At 66.0% G+C, this 22,056-nt stretch carries 19 protein-coding genes; 14 read left to right on the top strand and 5 right to left on the bottom strand.

What is annotated here, in order from left to right; all coding sequences use genetic code 11:
• Positions 1-22: 22 nt before the first annotated feature.
• Positions 23-1,021, bottom strand: a complete 999-nt coding sequence (locus QRM89_RS12795; protein WP_070690369.1) for a polyprenyl synthetase family protein — start codon at positions 1,019-1,021, stop codon at positions 23-25.
• Between the two features lie 281 nt (positions 1,022-1,302).
• Here QRM89_RS12795 and QRM89_RS12790 point away from each other — a divergent pair, with 281 nt between their 5' ends.
• On the top strand, positions 1,303-1,830 hold the full coding sequence (locus QRM89_RS12790; protein ID WP_285448176.1) for a single-stranded DNA-binding protein: 528 nt from the start codon (positions 1,303-1,305) through the stop codon (positions 1,828-1,830).
• 206 nt (positions 1,831-2,036) lie between these two features.
• Here the strand turns inward: QRM89_RS12790 and QRM89_RS12785 are convergent, their stop codons facing one another.
• On the bottom strand, positions 2,037-2,456 hold the full coding sequence (locus tag QRM89_RS12785; protein ID WP_285448175.1) for a hypothetical protein: 420 nt from the start codon (positions 2,454-2,456) through the stop codon (positions 2,037-2,039).
• On the opposite strand from QRM89_RS12785, the gene QRM89_RS12780 reads away from it, so the two are divergent.
• The 4 genes from QRM89_RS12780 (at position 2,455) to QRM89_RS12765 (ending at position 6,487) form a co-directional block, all read left to right on the top strand.
• Positions 2,455-3,261, top strand: coding sequence for a MipA/OmpV family protein (locus tag QRM89_RS12780; protein ID WP_228431671.1), 807 nt, complete (start codon positions 2,455-2,457; stop codon positions 3,259-3,261). The two genes, QRM89_RS12785 and QRM89_RS12780, sit on opposite strands and share 2 nt — an antisense overlap.
• Positions 3,262-3,319: 58 nt before the next feature.
• The gene (locus QRM89_RS12775; RefSeq protein WP_285448174.1) at positions 3,320-4,291 is read left to right on the top strand and encodes an aspartyl/asparaginyl beta-hydroxylase domain-containing protein; all 972 of its coding nucleotides are present in this window, start codon (positions 3,320-3,322) and stop codon (positions 4,289-4,291) included.
• Positions 4,292-4,430: 139 nt separating this feature from the next.
• Positions 4,431-5,114 (top strand): response regulator transcription factor, encoded by a 684-nt coding sequence (locus QRM89_RS12770; protein WP_285448227.1) that lies wholly within the window; start codon positions 4,431-4,433, stop codon positions 5,112-5,114.
• A complete protein-coding gene (locus tag QRM89_RS12765; protein WP_285448173.1) occupies positions 5,111-6,487 on the top strand; it encodes a HAMP domain-containing sensor histidine kinase in 1,377 nt (458 codons plus the stop codon). The genes QRM89_RS12770 and QRM89_RS12765 overlap by 4 nt, the downstream gene beginning before the upstream one ends.
• 126 nt (positions 6,488-6,613) lie before the next feature.
• Here QRM89_RS12765 and QRM89_RS12760 read toward each other — a convergent pair whose 3' ends face one another.
• Positions 6,614-8,098 (bottom strand): sensor domain-containing diguanylate cyclase, encoded by a 1,485-nt coding sequence (locus QRM89_RS12760; RefSeq protein ID WP_115530803.1) that lies wholly within the window; start codon positions 8,096-8,098, stop codon positions 6,614-6,616.
• Between the two features lie 305 nt (positions 8,099-8,403).
• Between QRM89_RS12760 and QRM89_RS12755 the strand changes: the two genes are divergently transcribed.
• The 8 genes from QRM89_RS12755 to QRM89_RS12720 all read left to right on the top strand — a co-directional run bounded on the left by QRM89_RS12755 (position 8,404) and on the right by QRM89_RS12720 (position 18,553).
• The gene (locus QRM89_RS12755; RefSeq protein WP_228431674.1) at positions 8,404-9,411 is read left to right on the top strand and encodes an NAD(P)-dependent alcohol dehydrogenase; all 1,008 of its coding nucleotides are present in this window, start codon (positions 8,404-8,406) and stop codon (positions 9,409-9,411) included.
• 347 nt (positions 9,412-9,758) lie between these two features.
• Positions 9,759-10,418, top strand: coding sequence for an aldehyde dehydrogenase iron-sulfur subunit PaoA (gene paoA / locus QRM89_RS12750; protein ID WP_285448172.1), 660 nt, complete (start codon positions 9,759-9,761; stop codon positions 10,416-10,418).
• Positions 10,415-11,365 (top strand): xanthine dehydrogenase family protein subunit M, encoded by a 951-nt coding sequence (locus QRM89_RS12745; protein WP_285448171.1) that lies wholly within the window; start codon positions 10,415-10,417, stop codon positions 11,363-11,365. The genes paoA and QRM89_RS12745 overlap by 4 nt, the downstream gene beginning before the upstream one ends.
• A gap of 1 nt (position 11,366) precedes the next feature.
• A complete protein-coding gene (gene paoC / locus QRM89_RS12740) occupies positions 11,367-13,574 on the top strand; it encodes an aldehyde oxidoreductase molybdenum-binding subunit PaoC (RefSeq protein ID WP_285448170.1) in 2,208 nt (735 codons plus the stop codon).
• Positions 13,571-14,578: an XdhC family protein gene (locus QRM89_RS12735; protein ID WP_285448169.1), complete on the top strand. Its 1,008-nt coding sequence runs from the start codon at positions 13,571-13,573 to the stop codon at positions 14,576-14,578. Before paoC ends, QRM89_RS12735 begins: the two co-directional genes overlap by 4 nt.
• 695 nt (positions 14,579-15,273) lie before the next feature.
• Positions 15,274-15,882 (top strand): nucleotidyltransferase family protein, encoded by a 609-nt coding sequence (locus QRM89_RS12730; protein WP_285448168.1) that lies wholly within the window; start codon positions 15,274-15,276, stop codon positions 15,880-15,882.
• Positions 15,883-16,819: 937 nt separating this feature from the next.
• Positions 16,820-17,035 carry a hypothetical protein gene (locus tag QRM89_RS12725; protein WP_011037854.1) on the top strand — a complete coding sequence of 72 codons (216 nt, stop codon included), beginning with the start codon at positions 16,820-16,822 and terminating at the stop codon, positions 17,033-17,035.
• 267 nt (positions 17,036-17,302) lie between these two features.
• Positions 17,303-18,553 (top strand): DUF819 family protein, encoded by a 1,251-nt coding sequence (locus tag QRM89_RS12720; RefSeq protein ID WP_285448167.1) that lies wholly within the window; start codon positions 17,303-17,305, stop codon positions 18,551-18,553.
• A 161-nt stretch (positions 18,554-18,714) separates the two neighbouring features.
• Here QRM89_RS12720 and QRM89_RS12715 read toward each other — a convergent pair whose 3' ends face one another.
• On the bottom strand, positions 18,715-19,911 hold the full coding sequence (locus QRM89_RS12715; RefSeq protein ID WP_285448166.1) for an XVIPCD domain-containing protein: 1,197 nt from the start codon (positions 19,909-19,911) through the stop codon (positions 18,715-18,717).
• 36 nt (positions 19,912-19,947) lie between these two features.
• A complete protein-coding gene (locus tag QRM89_RS12710) occupies positions 19,948-20,757 on the bottom strand; it encodes an ankyrin repeat domain-containing protein (protein WP_285448165.1) in 810 nt (269 codons plus the stop codon).
• Positions 20,758-20,947: 190 nt separating this feature from the next.
• Between QRM89_RS12710 and QRM89_RS12705 the strand changes: the two genes are divergently transcribed.
• Positions 20,948-21,652 (top strand): HAD family hydrolase, encoded by a 705-nt coding sequence (locus tag QRM89_RS12705; protein ID WP_192884258.1) that lies wholly within the window; start codon positions 20,948-20,950, stop codon positions 21,650-21,652.
• The last annotated feature ends 404 nt before the right edge of the window (positions 21,653-22,056 follow it).

Here is a 22,056-nt window from a genome sequence, read left to right as displayed (position 1 = left end):
CGCCCAGCGCCGCGTGCTGCGATCAGTGCGTCCGTTCCACCGCATAACGCGCCAGGCCGCGCAATGCGGCCACTGCCGGGCTCGGCGGCAAGCCGTCCAGGGCCTGTTCGGCGGCGGCGGCGTATTCGGCGGCGCGCTGGCGGCTGTAATCGAGCCCACCGGTCGCGCGGATGGCCGTCAACACCTCCGGCATCGCCTCGGCATCGCCCTGTTCGACGATCTGCCGCAGGCGCTGCTGGGTGGCGGCATCGGAATGCGCAATGGCGTGGATCAGCGGCAGGGTGGCCTTGCCCTCGGCCAGGTCGTCGCCCAGGTTCTTGCCCAGGTCGGTGGCATCGGCGGCGTAGTCGAGCACGTCATCGGCGATCTGGAACGCAAAGCCCAGCTGCATGCCGTAGTCGTACAGACGCTGCTGTACCTGCGCATCCGCGCCAGACGCCAGAGCGCCCAGGCGCGTGCCGGCGGCAAACAGCACCGCGGTCTTGCGCTCGATCACGCGCAGGTACGCGGCTTCATCGGTGTCGGGGTTGTGTACATGCAAGAGCTGCAGCACCTCGCCTTCGGCTATGCGGTTGGTGGTGTCGGCCAGGATCTGCATCACTTCCATGCGGTCCAGTTCGACCATCAGCTGGAAGCTGCGCGAATACAGGAAATCCCCCACCAGCACGCTGGGCGCGTTGCCCCACAGCGCATTGGCGGTGCTGCGGCCGCGGCGCAGGTCGGATTCGTCCACCACGTCGTCATGCAGCAGCGTGGAGGTGTGGATGAACTCGATGATCGCCGCAAGCTGGTGGTGCTCCGGCCCGGAGCCGCCTGCGGCGTGGCCGGCCAGCATCACCAGCATCGGGCGCAGGCGTTTGCCGCCGGCGGAGATGATGTGATCGGCAATCTGGTTGATCAGCACGACGTCCGACGCCAGACGGCGGCGGATCAAGGCATCGACCGCCGCCATGTCGGGCGCGGCGAGGGACTGGATCTGGGGCAGGCCCAGTACGGTGGGGAGGTCTTGGGCGATGGTCATGCGCAGGCAAATCGAGATGTCGGCCGATTATAGGTGCCCGCGCCAGATCCGTCCCGCCGCGCCTGTTTCAGCCCTTGCGCGGTGGCCCCGGAACCAGCTGTGACGGGCATTTCGCGGCTGCCGGTGCGCAGGATCCCGACCCCGCCACGCGCGGTTGTCCGGCCTGCCGGCAAGGGAATGCGTCAGGTGCGGTGGCGGGCAGGTGCGGTAACATTGGCCCCCAGAACAGACATTCATCGCCTCGCGCCCCACGGCGCCGGCGCACCATCTCGGAAGCACCTATGGCCCGCGGCATCAACAAAGTCATCCTCGTCGGCAACCTCGGCAACGATCCCGACACCAAGTACACCCAGGCCGGCATGGCGATCACCCGCGTGAGCCTGGCCACCACCAGCATGCGCAAGGACCGCGAAGGCAATAACCAGGAACGCACCGAGTGGCACCGCGTGGTGTTTTTTGGAAAATTGGGCGAGATCGCCGGTGAGTACCTGCGCAAGGGCTCGCAGGTGTATGTCGAAGGCGAGCTGCGCTACGACAAGTACACCGGCCAGGACGGCGTGGAGAAGTACAGCACCGACATCGTCGCCAACGAGATGCAGATGCTCGGCGGCCGCGGTGAAGGCGGCGGTGGCGGCGGCATGGGCGGCGATCGCCCGCAGCGCACGCAGGCCCCGCGCCAGCAGCAGGGTGGCGGCGGTGGCGGCGGTGGTGGTGGTGGTCAGGACTACGCACCGCGCCGTCAGCAGCCGGCCCAGCAGCAGTCGGCACCGCCGATGGATGATTTTGCGGACGACGATATCCCGTTCTGATCCCGGCGATCGTTGCTTGCACACTCGAAAGGCCCGCTTGCGCGGGCCTTTTTTGTTGGCGGAACGGCGTGGCGAACGACGCGACAGAGTGACTTCCGCGCGAGCTTTCGCCGTTGCGTCGTCAATACATGCTGATGCAATTCATGGCAATGCAATGCAATTGCAATGCATTGCAGCCCAGCGCAATGCAGTGATCGCAGCGTCCCTCAGCCGCGCTCGCCGCACAACACCGACTGCAGGAACGCGATGACCTGCGGCTGTCGCTGCATCCGGCTCAGCTGCGCGGCGGTCCAGCCGCCGAGTTCGTCGATGGGGTCGTGATGGAACCAGCGGCTGGCTTCGTGCGCGGGTACGAGCAGGCCGGCCAGCTGAAGGATGGCGGTGTCGGGGCAGGGCGGTGGCGCGAGGTTCGCTGGCATCGGGTGGCATCTGGCGTCCAGGGGGCGGCACTGACCGTGGCAGGCCGATGTCGGTGACATGTCGTGTGCGCGCAGCGGCGGCGTTGCCTGCCACGACGACATTTGGCCGACACCGCTGCGGCACGCTGCCGCCGCACCGCTGCGATAGGCGCCAATCCGGTTGGCCACGACAGCGCGGCACTCCTTCCCCTCGAGACGCCCGCCCATGACTTGCTCCCGCCTTGCGTTCGCTGCGCTGTTCGCACTGCCCGCCATTGCCGTCGCCCAGACCACCCCGCAGACCGATCCATCGTTGTCCGAGCAAGGCCCGTATCGCTGGGGCATCGGCGTGGGCGTGGTGGCGTCGGACAGCCCGTTTGCCGGCGAGGGAACGCGCACCAATCCGATCCCGCTGATCCTGTTCGAAGGTGAGCGCTTCTTCTTACGCGGCATCACCGGCGGCGCGCATCTGGTGCAGGGCGAGAGCTTCGGCCTGGACGCCATCGTGGCGCTGCGCCTGGACGGCGTGGCTGCGGACGATCTGGGCGTGGCCGAACTGGCCCGCAATGGTATCGACCGTGCCCTGCTGGACGACCGCGACGACAGCCTGGACATGGGCCTGGTCGGTGCGTGGCGTGGTGCCGCCGGCGAACTGGAACTCACTGCCAAGGCCGATGTCACCGGTACCAGCGAAGGCTATGAACTGACCGCCCGTTACGGCTACGCCTTCGCTGTCGGGCGTGGCCAGCTGACTCCGAGCATCAGTGTCAGTCACCTGTCCAAGGACATGGCCAACTATTACTACGGCACGCTCGATGCCGAGGTCGCTCGCGGCGTCGTGGACTACAAGCCGGGCGCGGCGACCGTGCCGACAGTGGGGCTGACTTATATGCGGCCGATCGGCAAACGCTGGCAGTTCCTGACCCGGCTGCAATACAGCGTGTTGCCCGATGCGCTGAGTGACAGCCCGCTGCTCGCGCCGGATAGCGACGGAGTCGGCTCGGTGTTGATCGGGTTCTCGCGGGGCTTCTGATGGGCCGCACTCAAGTGATGCCCGGCGCCGCCCGCCGCGCGGCCAGGACGGTCCGCACATGATCGCCGCCACGCTGCTGTGTGTGATCGCCAGCTGGATTGCGGCGATGACCTACGTCTACCGCTTCCGCGGCCAGGCGCGCTACGCCAGCCTGCGCCAGTACCTGCGCAAGAGTTGGCCGGTGTTCGCGCTGCCGAACGTCATCCTGTATGCCTTCACCCGCACGGCGGCGCGCGGGCCGTTCGTGCCGCTGGAGCTATATCGCAAGCTTCCGGCCTTGGCGCAGCACTGGGAGTGCATCCGCGACGAAGCGATGGCCCTGCTGGGAGATGGCAGCTTCGACGAGGTGCGGCGCGACGGCTCACCGGCCGCGTTCGATGTGGGCTTCCGCACTTTCTACAAATACGGGTGGAGCCGCTACTACCTGCGCTGGTATGGCGCGCCACATGCCTCCGCACGTGCCAGTTGCCCACGCACGCTGGACCTGTTGGCCGGCTATCCGGAGATCCGCGCGGCGATGTTTGCCGTGTTGCCGCCGCGTTCGGTGCTGACGCCGCATGCGGACCCGTTGGGCTGCTCGCTGCGCTATCACCTGGGCCTGGCCACGCCCAACGCGGCGCAGTGCTTCATCAACGTGGACGGACGCAACCGTGCCTGGCAGGACGGGGATGCGTTCGTGTTCGACGAGACCTATCTGCACTTCGTGCGTAACGATACCGATGCGCCGCGGCTGATCCTGATGTGCGATGTGGAGCGGCCAATGCGCTGGCCAGGGCGGTGGTTCAACCTGGTCTATACGCAGCTCGCACGTGCGGCGCGGACGCCCAACGACGCGCGCGACCGGCGCGGCCCGGTGAGCGCGTTGTATGCGGCTGTCGCACCGCTGATGGCCTACGGAAGGCGCCTGCGTGCGCAGCACCGCCCGCTGTATGCGTTGCTCAAGTGGACGATCAATCTGAGTCTGCTGGGCGCCATGCTTGCACTGCTTGCTGCCGGGGTTGGTGTGCTGCGATGGCTGCTGCATGGCTGAGCGCAGGCACCATTGGGCGGTGCGCTGGTGGTGCGGCCTGCGGGCATCGGCCCAGGCCATGGACCGCGCGCTGCGTATGATGTTTCCATTCCCGAGAATTGCCATGTCGATGACGCATCCGGTCGCCCAGGCGCAGGTTCTGCAGGTCCTCATCATCGAGGACAACCGCGCCCTGGCAGCCAATATCTTCGATTACCTGGAAGCTTGCGGGCACCGCCCGGATGCGGCGCCGGACGGGCAGTCGGGCTTGAACCTGGCGATCAGCAACCGCTACGACGCGATCATCCTGGACTGGATGTTGCCGCGCATGGACGGCATGAGCGTGCTGCGCAGGTTGCGCGAAGAACACGCCTGCCGCACGCCGATCATCATGCTCACCGCCAAGGACCAGCTGGAAGGCAAGCTGCTGGGTTTCGAGAACGGTGCCGACGACTACCTGGTCAAGCCGGTGGCGTTGCCGGAACTAGAAATCCGCCTGCGCGTCATGGTGAGCCGTGCCCGCGCCAGCGCGGCGGCGGGCAACGTGCTGCAGGTGCATGACCTGCGCTACGACCTGGACCGCCTGGCGGTGTCGCGCGGCACCCGCGCGGTGGTGCTGTCCGGTACCTTGCGCACGGTGCTGGAACTGCTGATGCGGGAATCGCCGCGTGTGGTGTGGCGTGACCGGTTGGAGCAACTGATCTGGGGCGATGCGGTGCCCGAAGGCGACCTGTTGCGCTCGCATATGCATGTGCTGCGGCGCGCGTTGGATCACGACGGCGAGCAGAAGCTGCTGCAGACCGTCACCGGCGTTGGTTATCGCCTTGGCGGGCCAGCCGAATGAGCCGAGACGGCCGCCTGCGCAGCCTGCAGTGGTTGATCAGCGCCAGCCTGCTGATGTCGTGCGCGGTGCTGGCGTTGGGGTTGTCGGTGCAGGGCTTTTTGAGCCAGGAACTGATCGAAGATCCGATCTGGCGGCAGCTGCTCACCGCAAGTACGCAGAACGTCACGCGCGTGCCGCCCGAGCGCCTGCAGCAGGCCTTGCCCAGCACTGGCCCGGTGAAAGGCTGGCTGCTGCGCGACGGTGCGCCGTTGCCGGCGAGCATGCCGCCCTTCTTCGCCGAGCTGGCACCCGGTTACTACGGCGAAGGCCAGCTGGACACGCAGGGCGACCCCTCTACCGCGGCAAAATTCCTGTCCATCATTCGGCCGCACTGGGGGCCGTTCGCCAACGATGCAGATGGCACGCGACTCGATCGCAGCTATTCGGCGCTGGTCACCGCGCTACCGCAAGGGCGGCTGATCATGAGCATCGACATCACCGCGCTGGAGGACAAGCAAAATAGCAGCGTGCAGCTCAGCGTGCTGTTCTTTATCTGCAACCTGGCGATGATCGGGCTGGTGATCTGGTGGCTGTTCCTGGGCTTTGCGCGGCCGGTGCAGGACCTTGCCAGGCGCATGCGCCGGCTGGATCCGTTGCAGCCGGCGCAGCGGCTGCCCACCGACTACGGCAAGAGCGAACTCAACACCATCGCGCGCGAGGCCAACGCGCATCTAGAACGCGTGGAGCGCGCGATCGAGCGCGAACGCAGTCTGCTGGATCAGGCCAGTCATGAGTTCCGCACGCCCTTGGCGGTGATTTCCGGTGCGGCCGATGTGCTGCACAAGCAGCAGCTGCCGGAGCGGGTGCAGGGGCCGTTGCACCGGATCGACGAGGCAGTGGACAACCTCACCCGCATCATGGAAGCGCTGCTCTACCTCTCGCGCGAATCCACCCCGGCGGAGCGGCAGCAGGTGACCATCCTGCACGCGCTACTGCCCGAACTGGTGCAGGACCACCTGTATCTGCTCTCGGACAAACCGGTGGAGGTGGTGGTCACGGCGCTGGAGCCACTCACGCTGCACGCACCGGAATCGATGGTGCGCATTGCGGTGGGCAACCTGCTGCGCAACGCGGCCGATCACACCTACGTGGGGCAGATCGAGGTGAGCCTGCACGCGCACCGGTTGAGCATCCGCGACTCCGGCGACGGCTTCGATACCGCGCTGGCGGCGCAGCGCTATACCGCGTCATTGAAGCAATCGGTCAAGCAAGGCGGCGGTGCGGGACTGGGGCTGTTCCTCACCCGGCGCATCTGCGAACGCTTCGGTTGGCGCCTGCATCTGGAATCCTCTGCGGCGCAGGGCACGCTTGCGGTGATCGACTTTCAGCCGTAGTCGCCGCGATTTGCCAACGCTGACAGCGAAGGGCAGTCACAGCGATCTCTCTGGCGATTGCAAACAGCCCTGGGCAACATCACGCCACCCGCGCGCAACGACGACCACCCCAAACAACGTGGCAGCTCAGGCAGATGTCCGGTCCCGGCCGCCCTGTTTGGCCCGATACAACGCTCCATCGGCGTCGCGCACGATCGCATCGGGGGTCAGCGGTGTTTCGCCCGGTTCAAAGGTGGCAGCGCCAACGCTGACGGTCACATGTGCACTGGTCGGGCTGGTCAGATGCATCAACCCCAGTTCCGCCACCGCCGTGCGAATGGCATCGGCCAGGCGCAGCGCGCCGGCAACGTCGGTGTGCGGCAGGATCATGCCGAATTCCTCGCCGCCGTAGCGCGCGGCGATGTCGTCGCTGCGCCGGGCACAGCCGGCAATCGCGCCCGCGATCAGGCGCAGGCAGGCATCGCCGTTGACGTGCCCGTAGGTGTCGTTGTAGAGCTTGAAGTGGTCGACATCAATCATCAGCACCGACAGCGGCGCCTGCGTGTGTACGGCATCCTGCAAGGCCTCAGACAGGCGGTGGTCGAAGGCGCGCCGGTTGGCGATGCCGGTCAAGGCGTCCACCCAGACCTCGGAGCTGAGCCGCGCTTCATTGCGATGCATGCGGCGCAGCTGCAGGTCCAGCCAGATGCCCACCGCCAGCAGCAGTACGAAGCCGAGCACGGCAATGATGATGCGTTGGCGTGCGGATGCGCGCCAATTGGCCAGCGCATCGTCCACTGCCACGCCGGTCAGCACGGTGAGTGGATAGGGCCGGGCCGGCACAAAGCTGGAGATGCGTTGCACGCCATCCAGCGGCGAGCGGTAGGTGAGCGTGCCGCGGCGCTCGTTGCGCATGGTCACGTACAGCGACGTGCCCGCGATCGAGCTGGCGGTCTGGTCGTCGCGCTCCGGCCGCCGCACGATCACCACGCCATCGTCGTTGAACAGGCCGATGGTGCCGTGATCCCCAACCTGGAAGCGGCTGTAGTAGTCCTGGAAATACTTCAGCCGCAGCGTCACCAGCGCCACGCCATCGAACTCGCCGCTCGGCGTCGTGAGGCGGCGGCTCAATGTGATCACCCAGCGCCCGTCCGAGCGGCTCTGCACCGGCGGCCCGACGAACACCAGAGCGTCGCGATGGTCGCGGTGGTACTTGAAATACGCCCGGTCGGCATTGTTGTGCGTGCGCGGCAGGCTGCCCAGCGACGAGTTCACCCAGTGGCCATCGGCGGCGTAGATGAAAATGCCATGCAGGCGCTCCGAGCGGCGGGCCTCACTGACCAAAAATGCATGCATCGCCGCATGTTCGTTGGCCGAGCCGCGGTCCTGTTGCAGGCGTGCAACCAGCCCCGACAACACCGCATCGGCGATGGTCATGGTGTCGCTGGCGTGCTGCGCCAGAGAATCGGCCAGGTTCAACGACTGCGTCTGCGCGGCCTGCAAGGCGCTGTCGCGCTCCTCATGGATCGACCAGTATTCGGAACCGAGCAGAAGTATCCACGATGCGGTCAACACGAAATGCAGCGCGATGCGCTGTGCACGTTGCCGCCACTGCTTGCTTGTCGACACCACTGTGTTTCCTTGTCCAGGACGCAGAGCCGATGCAACCGCCATGCCAGCGTACGTGGTGGCGCCCGATGCCGGCGAGGCAGGCCGCGCGTGCAATCCGGATCTGTGACTGACCGCTCGGCCCATCGCGGCCGCGGCGCCTGATGTCGCGGTGGAGCCCGCTTGCCTGCTGACGTTGGCGATGTATTACGTCACGCAGGTCCGCTGCAATTGTTCACGGCGTGGCAAGTGCACACAGCAGACGCGACCGCATGCGCGTAACGGTGCGCGTGGTATCCCGGGCGGCCCATCAGTATGAGGAGACCACGATGCGTGGCATTCGTTTGCAGCAACCAGCAGGCCTGGCGTCACTCACCTCCGTCGCGTTGCCCGATCCCGGCCAGCCCGCAGCAGGCCAGATCCGCGTGCGGCTGCATGCCAGTTCGCTGAATTTTCATGACCTGGGCATTGTCAGCGGACAGATGCCAACCGCCGATGGCCGCATCCCGATGTCCGACGGTGCTGGCGTGGTGGAGGCGGTGGGCGAGGCGGTCAGTGATTTCGCCGTGGGCGACCACGTGGTGTCTACGTTCTTCCCGCAGTGGCTGGACGGTGAGCCGTTGCATGCAGGCTTTGCCACCACGCCTGGCGACGGGGTAGACGGCTATGCACGCTCGGCCGTGGTCGCGGCTGCGCAGGCTTTCACGCATGCGCCGCGCGGCTATAGCCATGCCGAAGCTGCCACCTTGACCACCGCCGGCGTCACGGCGTGGCGCGCCCTGGTGGTCAATGGCCGGATCAAGGCCGGCGACACCGTGCTGGTGCTCGGCACCGGCGGTGTGTCGATCTTTGCGCTGCAGTTCGCCAAGGCGATGGGCGCCACGGTGATCGTCACCTCGTCGTCGGACCAGAAGCTGGAGACGGCGCGCACGCTCGGTGCCGACCACTGCATCAATTATCGCCAGCACACCGAATGGGCGGCGCAGGTGCTGGAGATCACCAACGGGCGCGGTGTGGACCACGTGGTGGAAGTCGGCGGCCCGGGCACGCTGGCGCAGTCCATCAAGGCTGCGCGCGTGGGCGGGCACATCGCCTTGATCGGTGTGCTCACCGGCGCCGCGGGCCCGGTGCCCACCGCCGAGATGATGGGACGCCAGCAACGGCTGCAAGGCTTGGTGGTGGGTAGCCGCCGGCATCAGCAGGAGTTGGTGCGGGCACTGGACGGCTTGCCGTTGCGACCGGTGATCGATCGCTCGTTTGCGCTGGAGGACATCGCCGAGGCGTTTGCGTTGCAACACGCCGGTGGCCACCTGGGCAAGATCGTGCTGGAATTCTGAGCCTGGCGCGGCGCGCGCGGGCAGGGTCCAACACCTGCCTGCGGCGCGTCATGCGATAGCGCTGCTGATGTGCGGCGTGGCGGCAGGGGGTGTCAGCGATCTCGACAGAGGTGGCGATGCGGCACGCTCGGCGCATCACTGAGTGAAGGGGCCGTCTAATTCGGGCGTGGCAGTGATGAGTGTGTTTCATAGACGCATGCGGCTACAGCAGCTAATGCCGGCAGAACCGCGCCTTAGAATCGGGACAACCCACTGCATTGCCGCCATCGCACACAGCCGCGCTCACGCGCTTGTGACCGGCAGCGCTGCACATTATTTAAGAACTGTATAAGCCAGCATTGTTGGAGATGCCAGCCATGAGAGATATCAAGATGACCCGACGCGAGGTGTTGATCGCTGGCACGGCGTCTGCCGCCAGCGTCGCTGCCAGTCAGTCCATGGCTGCCGGCGCCGCCAACGCGCTGTCGCAGCGCCAGGCCGCCGAACCCGCCAACGCATCCAGCGAGGTGGCCTTCGAAGTCAACGGCAAGCCGGTGACGCTGACGCTGGACAACCGCACCACCTTGCTGGATGCGCTGCGCGAGCATCTGCATCTCACCGGCACCAAGAAGGGCTGCGACCACGGCCAATGCGGTGCCTGCACCGTTATCGTCGACGGGCAGCGCATGAATTCCTGCCTGTCGCTGGCCGTGATGCATCAGGGCGCCAAGGTCACCACCATCGAAGGGCTCGGTACGCCCGACAAGCTGCATCCGATGCAGGCGGCCTTCGTCAAACATGATGGCTACCAGTGCGGCTATTGCACGCCGGGGCAGATCTGCTCGGCGGTGGCGGTGCTGGATGAGGTCAAGCGCGGCATCCCCAGCCACGTCACCGACGATCTCACTGCCAAGACGCGGCTCACCACGGTGGAGTTGCAGGAGCGCATGAGCGGCAACATCTGCCGCTGCGGTGCGTACTCCAACATCGTCGAGGCGATCACCGAAGTTGCCGGAGACCGCACATGAAGGCTTTCAGTTACGAGCGCGCCACCTCCCCGGCAGATGCCGCAGCCAAGGCCGCGCGTCAGCCCGGCGCCAAGTTCATCGCCGGCGGCACCAACCTGCTGGATCTGATGAAACTGCAGATCGAAACCCCCTCGCATCTGATCGATGTCAACGGCCTTACGCTGGACACCATTGACGCGACGCCCGAGGGCGGCCTGCGTATCGGCGCGCTGGTACGCAATACCGATCTGGCCGCGGATGCGCGCGTGCGCCGCGATTACGCAGTGCTCTCGCGCGCATTGCTGGCCGGCGCGTCCGGGCAGCTGCGCAATCGCGCCACCACTGCGGGTAATTTGCTGCAGCGCACGCGCTGCCCGTATTTCTATGACACCAACCAGCCGTGCAACAAGCGGCTGCCGGGCAGTGGCTGTGCGGCAATCGGCGGCTTCAACCGCCAGCTGGCGGTGATCGGCGCCAGCGAAGATTGCATCGCCACCCATCCCAGCGACATGGCGGTGGCCATGCGCGCCCTGGATGCGGTGGTGGAAACCGTGCGGCCAGATGGGCAGACCCGCGCCATCCCGATCGCCGAGTTCTACCGCGCACCGGGCAAGACGCCGCATATCGAAACCGTGCTGGAGCGTGGCGAACTGATCACGGCCGTAACCCTGCCCAAGCCGGTGGAAGGCACGCACGTCTACCGCAAGGTGCGCGACCGCGCGTCCTACGCCTTCGCGCTGATCTCGGTGGCGGCGATCGTGCCACGCAGTGGCAATGCGCAGGTGGCTATTGGCGGCGTGGCGCACAAGCCATGGCGGAACGAGGTCGCCGAAGCACAGACCCGCCAGGGCGGGCGTGCCATCACGGCCATCTTGCTGGAGGGCGCACAGCCCACCGAACACAACGCATTCAAGGTGCCGCTGGTGGAACGCACCTTGAGCGCGATCCTGGCGGACACGAGGGCCTGACATGAAATTCGACACTCCCGCCGGTACCAATCCCATCGACCAGGGCAAGATCGTCGGCAAGCCGGTCGACCGCATCGACGGCCCGCTCAAGACCACTGGCATGGCGCCGTATGCGTATGAGCATCACGACCTACCCGGCAAGGCGGCCTATGGCCACGTGGTTGGCGCCGGCATTGCCAAGGGCACGATTCGCAGTATTGATTTGAGTGCCGCGCGCAATGCGCCCGGCGTGCTCGGCATCGTCACTGCGCAAAACGCCGGTAAGCTGCAAAAAGGCAAGCTCAACACGGCCAAGTTGTTGGGTGGACCGGAGATTCAGCACTATCACCAGGCAATTGCGGTGGTGGTGGCGGAGACATTTGAGCAGGCACGCGCGGCCGGTCAGTTGATCAAGGTGGACTACGGCCGCCACGTGGGCGAATACGATCTGGCACGCGCGCGTCCCAAAGCCGAGGTCACCAAGGAAGGCGGTGCACCGAACAGTAATGTCGGCGATTTTGCCGGTGCGTTTGCGGCCGCACCGGTGCAGCTGGATGCCGAATACACCACGCCCGATCATTCGCACGCGATGATGGAACCGCATGCCTCCATCGCCATGTGGGAGGGCGACAAGCTCAATGTCTGGACTTCCAACCAGATGATCAACTGGGGTGCCGGCGATCTGGCACGCACGCTCGGTCTTCCGCCGGAAAACGTGCGCCTGATGTCGCCGTACATCGGTGGTGGCTTCGGCGGCAAGTTGTTCCTGCGTGCCGACGCCGTGCTCGCTGCACTGGCCGCGCGCCAGGTGAAGCGGCCGGTGAAGGTGATGCTGCCGCGGCCGTTGATTGCCAACAACACCACCCATCGCCCTGCGACCGTGCAGCGCATCCGCATCGGCGCGCAGCGCGACGGGAAGATCACTGCCATTGCGCATGAGAGCTGGTCGGGCGATCTGCCTGGCGGTGCACCGGAAATTGCTGCCTCACAGACGCAGTTGTTGTATGCCGGTGCCAATCGCCTGATCACCACACGCCTGGCCGTGCTGGACCTTCCCGAAGGCAATGCGATGCGCGCACCCGGCGAGGCACCGGGATTGATGGCGCTGGAAGTGGCCATGGACGAAATGGCCGAGAAGCTGGCCATGGACCCGGTGAAGTTCCGCGTCGTCAACGACACCCAGGTGGATCCCGAAAACCCGCAGCGGCCGTTTTCGCAGCGGCAGCTGGTCAAGTGCCTGGAAGACGGGGCAAAACAATTTGGCTGGTCCAAGCGCAAGGCCAGACCCGGCAGCACCCGTGATGGGCGCTGGCTGGTGGGCATGGGGGTGGCGTCGGCATTCCGCAACGCGATCGCCACCACCTCCGGTGCGCGTATGCGCCTGGAGCAGGGCGGCCGCGTGGTGGTGGAAACCGACATGACCGATATCGGTACCGGCTCTTACACCATCATTGCGCAGACGGCGGCCGAGATGCTCGGCGTGCCGCTGGATTGGGTGGACGTGCGCCTGGGCGATTCGAGCTTTCCTGTCTCGGCCGGTTCCGGCGGGCAGTGGGGCGCCAACAGTTCCACCGCCGGCGTGTATGCGGCGGCGGTGAAACTGCGCGAGGCCATTGCCACGCAACTGGGCTTGGACCCGAGCAAGGCCGAATTTGCCGACGGGCACGTGCGTGCCGGCGGCAAGCGCGTCGCCTTGGGTGATGCCGCTGCCCAGGGCCCACTGGTGGTCGAGGACAAGATCGAATTTGGCGACCTGGCCAAGAAGCAGCAGCTGTCCACCTTCGGCGCGCATTTTGTCGAGGTCGGCGTGGACGTGGTGACTGCCGAAGTGCGCATCCGGCGCATGCTGGCCGTGTGTGCGGCCGGGCGCATCCTCAACCCCAAGACCGCACGCAGCCAGGTGATCGGCGCGATGACCATGGGTGCCGGCTCGGCGTTGATGGAAGAGTTGGTGGTCGACAAGCGGTTGGGCTTTTTCGTCAACCACGACCTGGCCGGCTACGAAGTGCCGGTGCATGCGGACATCCCGCATCAGGACGTGGTGTTCCTGGAGGAAACCGACCCGATGTCCTCGCCGATGAAGGCCAAGGGCGTGGGCGAGTTGGGCATCTGCGGGGTCGCTGCAGCAATCGCCAATGCGGTCTACAACGCCACCGGCGTGCGCGTACGCGACTACCCGGTAACGCTGGACAAGCTGCTGCCGCATCTGCCTGAGCCGCTGCGCGCGTGAGTGCAGTGGCGGCTCCTGTCAGCCATGGTATGCCGGCTGCCGCCGCCTGGCCGGCCTGGCCGGAGTACGCCCTGCAAGATGACCTGTTGCCGACGTTGTCTGGCTGGCACCGCGCCGGTCAGCGCGTGGCGCTGGCCACGCTGGTGGAGGTGCGCGGCTCCTCGCCGCGCCCGCTGGGTAGCCAGATGGCGATCAGCAGCACCGGACAGGTGGCCGGCTATGTGTCGGGCGGTTGCGTTGAAGCGGCGGTCGCGCATGAAGCGTTGGCGGTCCTGCAGGATGGCCACCCGCGCTTGCTCGATTACGGCGAAGGCAGCGAGGTGCTCGATATCCAGCTGAGCTGCGGCGGGCGCATCGGCGTGCTGGTGTGTGCGGTGCAGGATCTGGGCGGGTATCTCGCGCGTTGGCGCAATGCGCGCCAGCACCGTCGCGCGTTTCATGTTGCGCTGGATCGCGTGCACGGCACGCTGCGTTATCTGGCTACACCGAGTGATGCCGCTCCCGGCGAATTCGTGTTCTCCAGGCGGCCGCCGCTGCGGCTGGTGCTGGTGGGGGCTGATCCGTCGGTACTGGCGCTGATCGCGCTGGCGACGCAGGCCGGGATTGAAGTGCGGGTGCTGCGCCCGCATGGCCCGGTCGAACCGCCACCGGGGCTGGCCCCCGAGCACTACGATCGCCGCGGTCTTGCGCATGCGTTGGCAGAGGTGGAACTGGACGCACATTGCGCGTTGTACAGCCTTGCCCACGACGGCGACATCGATTTGCAGGTTGCACATCGCGGGCTGTCGTCCCAGGTGGCCTGCATCGGCATCCTGGGTAGTCGCAACAAACGGCAGGCACGATTGCAGGCCCTGCGCGCACTCGGTCATGACGATGCCGCATTGGAACGCGTGCGCCTGCCGGCCGGCATCCGCCTGGGGCCATCGTCGCCGCACGGCATCGCGCTTGGCATCATCGCCGAAGCCACGCAAGCAGTGTCCGATTTACAGGCTGCAGCGCCTTAGGAACTTTCGGTTTTTTGGAGCAGTGGGCGCATTGCGCATAGGGCGTCATGCGCAGGCCTGGGTTGCTGCCAGCGTGATCCCCGGGCGTTGCCTCGGCGTCATTCCCGAAACGCCGTGCATGGTGGTCGTTCTCTAGGTCGCAGTGCGTCAGGACTTATCGATTCGCTTCGTGCCGACATCGCTCACCGAGCGTGACGCGCAACGTCGCAGTGCACTGCAGGTCACGCTAGTCGCTGTGGTGCACGCGTCCCAGCTTGACGATGGTGCCGTCGCGAAGGGTTTTCTCCCGAAGTCGTAATGTTGCGCGTAAAGCAGCGAAAAACTTGGTGGCCATGTCCGCACGTCTGTAGGCGCGCGGCCATGCGGCGCGGTCAATCACTACGCAGATGAGACTTCTCGCCGTTGTGCAATTGCGCATAAAGATCCAGCGAGCGTCGTGGTCGCGCATGCACACCGCCGCTACGCGCGGCTTTGCTGCGTGGTCACCCACTGCGCACATGTTTGGCCCTACGCTGCAGGCATCCTTACATGCAAGATAGCCCGCTCATGATCGCTTTGCTTCCAGCGCCCGCCGCGCCATCACGCACCGCCGCGCACGCGTGCCACACCGTGGTGGCAGCGCGATCAGGTGTGCAGCATTGCAGTGCGCCGGCTGACACGTCAGTGCTTGCTGCATGGCGTGCGGGGCGCGGCGCGTGAGCAGCGACCATGCCGCGCTGGTGTTGGCGGCGGGCGCGGGCCGGCGGCTCGGCCGCTCCAAGCAATTGCTCACGCGCGATGGCGAACCCCTCGTGCGGCGCGCAGCCCGCATTGCGTTGCAGACAGCGCCGCGGCACTGTGTGGTGGTGGTGGGCGCCGATGCCGATTTAGTGATGGAGGCCTTGCGCGGCCTGGATGTGGAAATCGTGCGGCATGCCGGCTGGGCCGACGGCATGGGCACCAGTCTTGCCGCGTTGCGCGCGCACGTACACGAAGACACCACGCTGCGCCGCAGCCTGATCCTCGGCTGCGACCAGCCCGCGCTGGACACGCCGCATCTGCGCAGCTTGCTGGAAGAAGCCGACCTGGCCGCATCGGGCTGCGCCACCAGCGGCTATGCAGGCGTGCGCGGGATTCCGGTGGTGGTCACGCACGCGGTGTGGGATGAAGTGCCGCTGTTGGCTGACACCGGCCTGCGCGCGCTGTTCGCCAGCCTGGATGCGCAGACGCTGGGTTGCGTCACCGCACCGGCGCTCGCCCTGGACGTGGACACCCCGGCCGACCTGCTTGCTGCGCAAGCGCGTGGCTGGATCGATGCAGATTGAGCCGCGCGTGGCTGTTGGCGTAGATAGGTGATTTGGCAAGTGCCCGCGGCACATTGCGAGTGTGCTGCCTTGCCAACGCGTGCAGTGTCGATACTTCGCCATGCTGCACGGAGTGCGTCATTCCAACGTACGCCAGTCACGCGCACACTGCGCCAGCACGCGACGCAAGCGATGCACGCGACAAGCATCTCAACAACGCGCTGCGCTGAAAAACACACTGCGCGTAAGCGGCTGTAATTGCGGTGCGCGGTGGTTCAAGTGCATCGCCGAGTGCATCGCTATGAGACGCCTAGTCGCACCGCTGCATCGCCCAGCTCACGGCGCGGCACCGATCGCATGCGTGACGTAGGCATGACCAGTCGCGCGGTTGGTGCAAAGCAGCCAAACCAACACAGACGGTGCAGCCATGCACCATCTACCAGACACTTCACGATCTAGCGGCAACGCGCAGCTCCTGAGCATCGCCGCGTGCCGTCGCGCTCTGCTGCAAAGCACCTACACCAACGCCGAAGGTGCAGCCATGCACCTTCTGCCAGTCAGTTAATGTGCGGTCGAAGCGCTCAGATCCAGAGCACCACGGCTTCGCGAATCACCAGGACATAGCCAACGACCATGGCGGTCTTGACCGGGAATTGGAACTTCCTCAGCAGATACATGCAAACCCTCCCCAGAGGCACTTATCTGTATCGGAATGTAGCGCTGCGCGTGACGTGTGTCACGTAAGAATTTTCCTACCGGCGAGCCAGTGTCCGCCTGACGGCGCCAGCCATAGCCATAGGCACATGCTGGCTATGCCGGACGCGGGGCCTTGGGCCACTCTCCCGCGGCCCCTTGAGTAAGGGCACGCCGGCACACCCGCCAGACACCGATTCCCATGCAGGCACCGCCGCTCCAGGCCGGTTGTCTCGCTTCGCTGCATCACCGGCCGGAGGGCCAGATGGACGACTCCCGTTACGTCGTACGTATCCATTCGGAAAAGAACGGCTGGTGGGTCACGCGCCCGCAGTGGTCGCCGCTGCGCTACCTGAGAGAGCAGGGCGCCCTGGCACAGGCCGAATTGATGGCGAAACTGCACTGCCTGACCACCGGCGAGCCGAGCGGCGTGGTGCTCAATACCGGCGACGGCGATCGTTTGGTCCGGCGTTACGGCTGAGCTTGCGACCTCGCGGACGGGAGCTGGCAGCGTCTTCCAGCGGCAAGCGCAACCAACTTGTCCTGAGAGTCAGCCGTCGGGGGGAGAAGTCCCCGCAGGTGCCCGGTTGCCTGACAGACCGGTGCGCACATGCCCGAGGCATCCGCACAGGGAAACCGAGTCCATCCCCGCGCTTTGCGCAGGCACGCCGGTCGGCTAGATTCGGGTGATCGGCCACGCTTGGACGATCCGCCACTGCGCGGCCATCTGCCAGGATCTCCACCGCTCGTGACCCCACCCCCTGTTGCACTGATCCAGAACGACATTGTCGTGTTCGGTCTGATCGCCGCCACCCTCGGCGCCGTGTTCTGGACCTCCGCCCGCGAACGCGGCCCCTGGCAGCGGTTCTACGCGGTGGTGCCGGCCTTGTTGCTCTGCTATCTGCTGCCGGGCATCTACAACACGGTAGGGCTGATCGATGGCGCCAACACGCGGCTGTACAACCCCATCGCCCGCGACGTGCTGCTGCCGGCCGCGCTGATCCTGCTGACCCTGAGCATCGACCTGCGCGCCATCCTGCGCCTGGGCCCCAAGCTGGTGGCGATGTATCTGGGCGCATCGCTGAGCATCATGCTGGGCGCGGTGGTCGCGTTCTGGGTGATGCGTTGGCTGCACCCGGCCACCGTGGCCGGCGATACCTGGGCCGGCATGGCCGCGCTGGCCGGCAGCTGGATCGGCGGTGGCGCCAACATGCTGGCGATGCGCGAAGTATTCGCGGTGAATGCCACCACGTTCGGGCAATTTGCCGTGGTCGATGTTGGCGTGGGTTATGTGTGGATGGCGGTGCTGATTTTCCTGGCCGGGCGCGCCCGCAGCATCGATGCGCGCAGCGGCGCCGATACGCGTGCACTGGATGCCTTGCAGGAGCGCATGGCGCGCTTCCAGGCCGAGCACGCGCGCATTCCCAGCCTGTCGGACCTGATGGTGATCGTGGCCGTGGCGTTCGGCGGCGTGGGCCTGGCGCATGCGCTCGCCACCCCCTTGGCCGGCTGGTGCAAGGCGAACCTGAGCTGGGCGCGCCAGTTCAGTCTGGACACGCCGTTCGTGTGGGTCGTGGTGCTGGCGACCAGCCTGGGCCTGCTGCTCAGCTTCACCCGCGCGCGCACGTTGGAAGGCGCGGGCGCTTCAAAGATCGGGACCTTGCTGCTGTATTTCCTGATCGCCTGCATCGGCATGCAAATGGACCTGCTGGCCTTGCTCGATCGCCCGTGGCTGTTCCTGCTCGGGCTGATCTGGATTGCCGTGCACATCGTGCTGTTGTTGGGCCTGGGCCGCCTGCTGCGGGTACCGTTCTTCTATTTCGCGATCGGCTCGCAATCCAACATCGGCGGGCCGGCTTCCGCGCCGGTGGTCGCTGCGGCCTTCCATCCCGCGTTGGCGCCCGTGGGTGTGCTGCTGGGCACCATGGGCTATGCCACCGGCACCTACCTGGCGTATCTGGTCGGAATTACCTTGCGGGCGATGGCCGGGGCAGGTTAACGCTGCCTTGCCGGCGTCATGGAGCGATTGCCTGCAACAGCTCCATGAGCTCTGCGGTGGGCTTGGTTGACCGCAGTAAACAGATGGTCACTTGCTGGACCTTCCCGCACCGCACGCGTCCACCTGACGAGGACTGCATGCGGCACGGTTTGCCAAGCAGCTTATTGCTGGATCACCCGGCGCTGCTCGTCCTGCTGCTGGGCCTGTGGATGCGCGTGCTGCTGGTTCTGCTGCTGCAACTGGCCGACATTGGTCTGCGCCGGTTCGTTGGCCGCGGCCACCGTCTGCACATGGCTGCGCAGATGGGTGGGGTCGTCCATGCGGCCCTGCACCGCGATCAGGCTGTCGCCATCGCGGTTGGGCACCAGATGGTCGATCCGCTGCAGGCCGTCGTTGCCTGCCCGCGCGGCCACGCTGGCGGCGGTGTTGAGAAACGCGGTGTCGTCGCGCAGCCCCAGCCGCTCGCGTTGGCCATCCAGTTGCACCACCGCGTCGTTGAACAGCTGGCTGCCGGGCTGCAGCGACGCGCCGCGTGCCTGGTCGGGCGATTGCATGTCCTGCGCCTTGATCACCGAGTCCATCCCGTGCAGGTCCAGGCGGTGCTTGAGCATCATGCCGGGTACCAGCCGCTGCCCGAACGACAGCGGGTCCGGCTCCGGCAATTCGATCTGGTGGCCAGCCGCATTGGGCATCGTCCACTTCAGCGGAATGCTGTCTTCCTGCAGATGGGTGAGGATTTCGTTCTTGACGTGGTAGCCGCGAATCAACTCCTCGCTGGCGTACTGTTTGGCTGCCGATGCATCCAGGCCCTCGCGTTCGAGGGTACGGTCGTTGACGCCGGCCGCGTTGTACGTCACCGCGGGAATGTCGTTGACCATTGCAGATGCCGATGCCAGACCACCGCCTAACGAATGGCCGGAGATCACCACCTGGTCGCCGAAGGCCTGTTTGGCCTGGCTGCCGAGCTGGATTGCCGATGCGTATTGCGCATCGTCGAAGCCCAGGCCCTGGCCGATGTTGTGCTTCCAGTCCTTGCCTTCGTCGGTCCCGCAAAAACCGAGCACCACCTGGCCTTGATCGTTGCGATAGAACGCGGCATCGAAGCCGCTTTTGGCGTCGTGCAGCAGTGCCGGATCGATGCCGGCCTGCTGCAGCGCACTGTCGTCCATGCGCGACCAGCCGTTGGCCAGCGGCGCGAAGGTTTCGGCGCCGCCTTCGCGGCGTTGATTGGCAGTGGCATAGAGATCTTGCAGCAGCTCCGGAAATTGCCGGTCCTGCGGCTGCGGTTGTTGTCCGCGCATCGACTCTGCGAACGGAGTGGATGCGGCGGTGGAGGATGTGGATTCTGACGGGGACATGCGCGGTTCCTTGCGTGCGTCGTGCGGAAAGCGCGCTTAGCGGCTGCTTTCCACGGGAATGTTGTGAGCGCTCAACCATGCGCGCACATCCGATCTGACCTGTTGTCCGGTGGCGTTGAGCAGACGGTCCGGCGTCGTGAAGAAATACGCCTGGAAGGTCTTCTGCTGTGCATTGCGCACCGTGGGGTCCACACCGGCCTTGAGCAATTGCAACACTGTCGGGCTGGCGGCGCCGCTCTGCGCGGCCAGATGCAGCAGGCTGTTACCGGTATGGTCGACGCGCTGCACGTCGGCGCCTGCGTCGAGCAACAGGCCGATCTGCGCATCGCGCTTGCTCTGCACCGCGCGAAACAGCGGCGTCCAGCCGGCACGTGCGCTGACCACATCGATCGGCGCCTTGTGCTGCAGCAGAATCTTCAGGTATTCCGGGTCCTGCGCCATGGCGGCCATGTGCACGACCGTTTCCTGGTCCATGCCCGGCAACGCCGGGTCCGCGCCTGCGTCAAGCAGCGCGTCCAGGGCGCGTGGTTGTTCGTTCCAGATCGCCCATTCCAGCAAGGTCACGTTCTGATCGCCGTGTGCGGCCAGATCGACGGTGGGGGCGAGCGTTTTGATCCGTGCGATGTCGCCGTGCGCGATGGCGTTGGCGATGTCGGTCAGACCGGGGTCGCGGAAAGCGACGGCGTGGTCCTGCAGCGTAGCTGACATGGTGGTTTGCTCCTTGGCACCGGGCGAGGCGGTGCATGAGACCGCGAAGAACGAGGTCGCAAGAACGAGCAGGGTGGGGAATCGCGTCTGCATCGAAATCTCCTTCTCCTGATCGCATTCCTGATGACGCTGCGGCACGTCCCGCCACAGCGGGGCCGATCCTACCAGCTGTAAAAATCCCAAGCGGTAAGATTTCGTGACATGGGCGCGCAGGCCGGGCGTCTGGCCGGGTCTGCTTGGCCACGGACCGTGTTGATGGGCCCGCGGGCGTCTTCGTCATGTGCGCGGGCACTGCGCCACAGCCGACGGTCACGACCGGGCCGGCATAATGGCGCTTTGCAAGCAGATGGGTGCAATGGCGTACGAGCTACTGATCAGTGACTGCGATGGGGTTCTTGTCGACAGCGAAATCCTGGCCGACCGGGTGATGCGTGAGGCGCTGGCAGCGTTCGTGCCGGCCGAGCCGTTGGAACATCTGCTGGAAACCACGTTCGGGCAGACCACGCGCGAGGTATTGCGGCGGGTGGAAGAACACTTTGCGCTGCAGTTGCCGGAAGTCTTGCTGGCGCAGATCCAGGCGCGCAGCGAGGCCTTGATCGCCGCCGAGGTGCAGCCGATTGCGGGCGTGCGACAGGCGCTGGAGCAGATCCCGCTGCCGCTGGCGGTGGCCTCCAATAGCCGCCGCCATAACGTGATTGCATCCGTAGAGCGTGCCGGGCTCACGGCGCGTGCGGCAGGGCGGATCTTCAGCGCCGACATGGTGGAGCGGCCCAAGCCCGCACCGGATGTGTACCTGCTGGCTGCGCGCACGGCCGGTGTAGCGCCGGAGCGTTGCCTGGTCATCGAAGACAGCCCCACCGGTGCGACCGCCGCGCTGGCGGCCGGCATGCAGGTGCTGGGATTTACCGGTGCCAGCCATATTCCGCAAGGGCACGGCGACACCCTGCGACGGATCGGCGTGCTGGAGGTGTTCGACGATATGCGCGATTTGCCCGCGTTGTTCGAGCGGCTCGCGCAAACGCGCGCTGGTTGAGGGTGTCGCTTCGTCGCATTGTTTGGCTGCAGTCAGTGCTTGGATCAAAAGCCTGCTCGGTCGCGCGTGCGGTGCCCTCACCGCTTGCGGGACACGCCGCGAGTACGTCCCTGTAGGCTCGGTGGCGGCATCCATGCCGCCACACGGTCCCGTAAGCGATGAGGGCACCGCACCAGAGAGTTGGTTGGTAGTTAGGTGATAAGCGGGCCATCTCGCCAGCTGCATTGGCTTGCTGCTGCGGGTCGCAACGACATGAGTTCGCGAATTAGAAGCACCTCATGTATTGCTTGCATCTTGCACACCGACCATCTCGACTGGTCCTTGCCCGCTCACCGTCGCGGGACCTTACGCGGCATGGATGCCGCGTAAGAGCTTACAAGGACGTACTTGCAGCGTGTCCCGCG

The organism is Xanthomonas sp. LMC-A-07, from assembly GCF_030208825.1.
GTDB lineage: Bacteria > Pseudomonadota > Gammaproteobacteria > Xanthomonadales > Xanthomonadaceae > Xanthomonas > Xanthomonas campestris.
Note: the sequence above shows the minus strand (reverse complement) of the source record. Positions and strands in the feature narration are given on the sequence as shown.

What these genes read in the sequence shown, in the direction of transcription:
- QRM89_RS12790 (WP_285448176.1), top strand. Translation starts at nt 1,303, where the DNA reads ATGGCCCGCGGCATCAACAAAGTCATCCTCGTCGGCAACCTCGGCAAC.
- QRM89_RS12715 (WP_285448166.1), bottom strand. Translation starts at nt 19,911, where the DNA reads ATGTCCCCGTCAGAATCCACATCCTCCACCGCCGCATCCACTCCGTTC.
- QRM89_RS12795 (WP_070690369.1), bottom strand. Translation starts at nt 1,021, where the DNA reads ATGACCATCGCCCAAGACCTCCCCACCGTACTGGGCCTGCCCCAGATC.
- QRM89_RS12745 (WP_285448171.1), top strand. Translation starts at nt 10,415, where the DNA reads ATGAAGGCTTTCAGTTACGAGCGCGCCACCTCCCCGGCAGATGCCGCA.
- QRM89_RS12725 (WP_011037854.1), top strand. Translation starts at nt 16,820, where the DNA reads ATGGACGACTCCCGTTACGTCGTACGTATCCATTCGGAAAAGAACGGC.
- QRM89_RS12785 (WP_285448175.1), bottom strand. Translation starts at nt 2,456, where the DNA reads ATGGGCGGGCGTCTCGAGGGGAAGGAGTGCCGCGCTGTCGTGGCCAAC.
- QRM89_RS12765 (WP_285448173.1), top strand. Translation starts at nt 5,111, where the DNA reads ATGAGCCGAGACGGCCGCCTGCGCAGCCTGCAGTGGTTGATCAGCGCC.
- QRM89_RS12755 (WP_228431674.1), top strand. Translation starts at nt 8,404, where the DNA reads ATGCGTGGCATTCGTTTGCAGCAACCAGCAGGCCTGGCGTCACTCACC.
- QRM89_RS12775 (WP_285448174.1), top strand. Translation starts at nt 3,320, where the DNA reads ATGATCGCCGCCACGCTGCTGTGTGTGATCGCCAGCTGGATTGCGGCG.
- paoC (WP_285448170.1), top strand. Translation starts at nt 11,367, where the DNA reads ATGAAATTCGACACTCCCGCCGGTACCAATCCCATCGACCAGGGCAAG.
- QRM89_RS12780 (WP_228431671.1), top strand. Translation starts at nt 2,455, where the DNA reads ATGACTTGCTCCCGCCTTGCGTTCGCTGCGCTGTTCGCACTGCCCGCC.
- paoA (WP_285448172.1), top strand. Translation starts at nt 9,759, where the DNA reads ATGCCAGCCATGAGAGATATCAAGATGACCCGACGCGAGGTGTTGATC.
- QRM89_RS12705 (WP_192884258.1), top strand. Translation starts at nt 20,948, where the DNA reads ATGGCGCTTTGCAAGCAGATGGGTGCAATGGCGTACGAGCTACTGATC.